General features: G+C 43.5%; 4 protein-coding genes. 2 read left to right on the top strand and 2 right to left on the bottom strand.

Annotation, left to right across the window (positions count from 1 at the left end; genetic code table 11):
- Window positions 1-214: 214 nt before the first annotated feature.
- Window positions 215-1456 carry a succinyl-diaminopimelate desuccinylase gene (gene dapE / locus L0J61_RS09330; protein WP_301466174.1) on the bottom strand — a complete coding sequence of 414 codons (1242 nt, stop codon included), beginning with the start codon at window positions 1454-1456 and terminating at the stop codon, window positions 215-217.
- Between the two features lie 168 nt (window positions 1457-1624).
- Window positions 1625-2380, bottom strand: coding sequence for a 2OG-Fe(II) oxygenase (locus L0J61_RS09325; protein ID WP_301466173.1), 756 nt, complete (start codon window positions 2378-2380; stop codon window positions 1625-1627).
- A gap of 120 nt (window positions 2381-2500) precedes the next feature.
- Between L0J61_RS09325 and L0J61_RS09320 the strand changes: the two genes are divergently transcribed.
- Window positions 2501-3376 (top strand): 23S rRNA (adenine(2030)-N(6))-methyltransferase RlmJ, encoded by an 876-nt coding sequence (locus L0J61_RS09320; protein ID WP_301466172.1) that lies wholly within the window; start codon window positions 2501-2503, stop codon window positions 3374-3376.
- 10 nt (window positions 3377-3386) lie between these two features.
- A complete protein-coding gene (gene pssA / locus L0J61_RS09315; protein WP_301466171.1) occupies window positions 3387-4265 on the top strand; it encodes a CDP-diacylglycerol--serine O-phosphatidyltransferase in 879 nt (292 codons plus the stop codon).
- Window positions 4266-4713: the final 448 nt, after the last annotated feature.

Below are 4713 nucleotides of genomic sequence, written 5' to 3'. Positions count from 1 at the left end.
AATAAATTTTTATGAAAGAAAACACTAACAATAATTATTATCATTTGCAACATAAAAGTAAACCAAAGTCACTATAAAACAAGGTTTTATCTCGAAACTTCGTCCTGATTACTTCCTATATCAATAAAAGTTCATAAAAAAACGCCACTAAAAAGTGACGTTGATGAAAATAAAAGCTAGATTAGAAATGCGTTGTTCATATGCTCCATGCGATTTAGGGTGCTGTTATCTCGCCATCTGGGGCTAATAGTAAATTTTCCAAAATCCCTTCATAAATTTGCGCCAACTTACCCAAGTCATCAACTTCTACTTTTTCATCCACTTGATGAATGGTGGCGTTACGCACGCCGAGTTCTACTACCTGTGCACCTGTCGGTGCGATAAAACGACCATCTGATGTGCCACCAGACGTCGATAATGTCGTATCCATATCGGTAACGGATTTAATCGCACGCTGGCATGCTGAGACAAGCTTACCTTCAGGCGTTAAAAACGGCTGACCAGATAGTTTCCAATGAATATCATAACTGGCCTTGCTGTCAGCAAAGTGCTTGTCAAATATCGCATGCGTTTTAGCTTTTAGTTCTGCTTCAGTGGTTTCCGTTGAGAAACGGAAGTTAAAGACAACTTCTAACGTTTCGGGAATGACGTTGGTCGCACCCGTTCCACCATTTATATTAGATATCTGCAACGAAGTAGCAGGGAAATACGCGTTGCCGTTGTCCCAAGTAGCAGCGGTTAACTCAGCCAATGCTGATGTCGCTGCATGAATGGGGTTGGATGCCAGATGTGGATAGGCGACATGGCCCTGTTTGCCAGTAACTGTTAACACGGCGCCCAATGAGCCTCTGCGACCATTTTTAATGATATCGCCTAGCGTGTCAGTGCTTGATGGCTCACCAACCAGACAGTAAGTAATTTTTTCGTTGCGAGATTCTAAGGTTTCAACCACCTTCACAGTACCATTAATGGAAGGGCCTTCTTCGTCTGAGGTGATCAAAAAAGCAATTGAGCCTTTGTGTTCAGGGTGGTTTTCGACAAAGCGCTCTGCTGCGATAGTGAAAGCAGCAATGCCTGTTTTCATATCAGCCGCACCACGAGCCCATAGATATCCATCAGCGATGGTTGGGGTAAATGGTGGATAGCGCCAATTGCCTTCATCTCCTGTGGGTACGACATCCGTATGACCTGCGAAGCAAATGACTGGATTGCCTGTGCCACGGCGCGCCCATAGGTTTTTCACTTCAGCATGTTCGCCACTTTGGTCTCTATCACCAAAATACATAAACTCGCAGTCAAAGCCTGACTTTTGCAGGCGCTCAGACAGTATGTCTTGGCAACCGTCATCATCTGGCGTGACTGAAGGGCGCTCGAGTAGAGTGATGCTTAAGTCGAGTGTTTCCTGTTGATGGGTCGCTTGTGAACTGGCTGTCTTTTGAGAATTAGGGTCAGACATGGATAAACCTTTTATTTATAAGTAGAGTTAACTGTTAGTGTTTTTATCATGTGATGGATGGTTGGTTGTTAGCGTTCGCAAGCTTTGATATCAGGCACTTTGATGTCAGGAGCTATGAAGCCAGCATCAGCTATACAAACCATATACTTGCTACTTGTGTGCGATGGCTTAATTGTTTTCTTCAACAAAAGGTACCAACCCATCTCGGCGCATCCATGTAGCGATGGAGTAGCGCTGACGGTGAGCGATTTGTACTTGATGTTGCAAGTCGCTGTCAAATATTACCAATCGGTTGGCAACTGGCATGACGTTGTGATGAACACCTTGCTTATCAACGACCTCTAGTGCGCCACCGTCACTGGCTGTCCATTCATCATTTAAGTAAAACACGGCTGAGATTACGCGTTCATCGCGCCCTGCAGGATTGTCGCTATGCCATTGATAGCCAAAGCCTGTAGGATAGCAAGCATAATGGGCTTCACTATGACGAATACCCGCAAACAAGCTGCGATTGAATAGTGCTGCAAGCGCATTGATACTTTGTAAGTAAAAATAGCCAGCAAAAAAGTCTTTAGTTATCCAGCGGATGCGATCGCCTCGAATGTCGCTAATACGTACTCCGGCAGTCAGCTCAGCATCGCGATAATCGATAAAACCGCTTTCTGCTTGCAAAGCCAATAAAGCAGTATCGCTAAATACCTCATCGATAATAATCCAACCATCACTGACGAGTTTATCGAGCTGAATATCTGTTAGTTTGTCTGCCCAGTCCACAGCAAAGTGTGATATTTGCAGTACGTCTTGGGTTGATGAGGTATCGTTTGCATCGTCAGCGCATGGAGCAAGCAGCGGTGGGTTGTCCTGACCTATCGGATGATCAATCACCAGCTCTGTCGCATTAAGATTGCTAATAATTTTCGTCATCTCACCTCAGTATTATTCAATGGCTGTCAATTATATTGATAGTACTTACCAAAACCACATTATATTTTACGCTGCCTATGCTACCATAGATGCAATTTTTCTTATTTAAATTTTGAGATTATGAACTATAAACACGCCTACCACGCTGGTAACTTTGCTGATGTGGTAAAACACACTTTATTGATACAACTACTCAATCAGCTGGGTCAAAAAAACAAACCTTTTTATGTTCTTGACGCCTACGGCGGGCGTGGACTGTATTCGCTGAGCAGTGAAGAAGCACGCAAAACAGGAGAGGCCAAAGGTGGTATTCAGTCTTTATTAAAGATCGATACCGCAGAGGCGCCAGCCGCTGTGAAAGAATATGTAGAAGGCATCAAACAGGCCAAGCTCACTTATGATAATAAAGTTTATCCTGGTTCGCCATGGTGGGTTGCGCATCATGTAGAGCAAAATCCTGATGTTGGTGTTCGTGGTGAAGCCTTCGAAGCCAAAGCCAGTGAGTATGATGCACTAAATTACCAACTGTATAAACTACCGATTGGGATTCACCATCGTGATGCTTTTGAAGGAATCACTGCTGTCATTCCACCAAAAGAGAAGCGCGGTTTGATTTTTCTTGATCCTCCGTATGAACAAGAGCATAAGGACTTTACTCGCCTTATCAACTTACTGGTCGCTGCGTACAATAAGTGGCCACAAGGTACTTACGCACTATGGTTCCCGATCAAAAACATCGAAGCGGTAGAGCTGTTTTATAAAAAACTGAAACGCACTGAAATGAGACGTCAGCTGGTATGTGAGTTGAATATCTATCCTAATGACGTTGCAGTTGGTTTGAATGGCACCGGTTTGCTAGTCATCAATCCACCATGGCAGTTTGATAAACATGCGCGTGAGATACAGCGTTTCTTACAGCCAGCATTAAAAGTCGCTGATGCGCCGGAGATGACCCCTGACAGTGCGACCAATGTGCGCTGGTTAGTTGGTGAATGAGGAAATCACTATGACGACTGAGCAATCATCTATTAATAGCGCAAACGATAATGCAAAGTCTCAGCCACCCTTTGTTGATGAGCATGAATTGAATATTCGCTTAGCGGATAACGAAGATTATGATGGTCTAACTTTTGAGGTGATTGAAACAGAAGTTGCAGAGGGCAAAGCGGTGGTCAGTCGCGGTGTTTATTTAGCACCCAATTTGATTACGACCCTATCATTGTTGTCTGGCTTTTACTCGATATTGGCCAGTACTCAAGGTGAGTTCTATAGAGCCGCACTCGCCATCTTTTTATCTACTATCCTCGATGGCGCTGATGGTCGAGTCGCACGTATGCTCAATGCCCAAAGCCCATTTGGTGAGCAATACGACTCTCTAGCCGACATGCTAGCTTTTGGTGTTGCACCAGCTATTCTAATTTATAGTTTTGCGCTAGAGCCTCTCGGTCGTATCGGACTGGCCTGTGCTTTCGTCTTTACTGCTTGTGGCGCCTTTCGTTTGGCACGTTTTAACGTACAAATCGGAGAAGTCGATAAAAAGTACTTTGTCGGTTTAGCCAGTCCACTTGCCGCCATACTGGTTACTGCTGCTGTGATGGTTGCTGTCGATCATAACGAATGGGTCGGGCAATACGATACTGCGGTTATGTTGTTATTTGCCGCGTGGATAGTGACTTGTGGTTTGCTCATGGTCAGTAATGTTAAATACTATAGCTTCAAAGAGTTCGATAAGAAAAAAGTACCTTTCGTGGTTCTTATAATTGGTGTACTGGTCATGAGTATTGTGCTCTACGATATTCCTGTCGGCATCTTAGCAATTGGTATTATTTATGCCTTGTCGGGTATCTTTACAACCATGAAAGCCAAAGTCAAAAGCCAAAACTAGTCGTTAAGATTATCGTTAACCACTTATAAAGCGTCAACCATTTATAAGGCATGTCAGTTATAAAGCATATCAGGCAAACCTTAATCGCTATGTGACTTCTAAGCTGTGCAATATTTATAATTGGCTGTTGCTGACTGCTTTGACGCAAATCATACTGGTGTTTATACATTGAGGGGGCTTACTGCGAAGTAAGCCCCTTTTTTATAGATTTTATATAAATTGGACTTTATTCTCAGCGGTAACGTTGGACACGTATATGAAGTGGAGCCTGACTTGCAAAACTTTTATATAAAGCTTAGACCCAACGAATACGTTTAATTTGGGGAGGGTCGGAAAAATGCCGACAACCAAATGTAATTGCTGCTGTCGCTAATGAATAATAGTTGAGTGTAGAACACCACCGCTCACCACCCACTCAAAAAACCTTCCAACCACCTTAATAACTTCT

Source organism: Psychrobacter sp., from assembly GCF_030457785.1.
In the GTDB taxonomy this organism is placed as follows: domain Bacteria; phylum Pseudomonadota; class Gammaproteobacteria; order Pseudomonadales; family Moraxellaceae; genus Psychrobacter.
This window is presented reverse-complemented; position numbering and strand designations above follow the sequence as displayed.

Excerpts from the sequence above, each read along its gene's own strand:
- dapE (WP_301466174.1), bottom strand. The coding sequence starts at position 1,456 with ATGTCTGACCCTAATTCTCAAAAGACAGCCAGTTCACAAGCGACCCAT.
- L0J61_RS09325 (WP_301466173.1), bottom strand. The coding sequence starts at position 2,380 with ATGACGAAAATTATTAGCAATCTTAATGCGACAGAGCTGGTGATTGAT.
- L0J61_RS09320 (WP_301466172.1), top strand. The coding sequence starts at position 2,501 with ATGAACTATAAACACGCCTACCACGCTGGTAACTTTGCTGATGTGGTA.
- pssA (WP_301466171.1), top strand. The coding sequence starts at position 3,387 with ATGACGACTGAGCAATCATCTATTAATAGCGCAAACGATAATGCAAAG.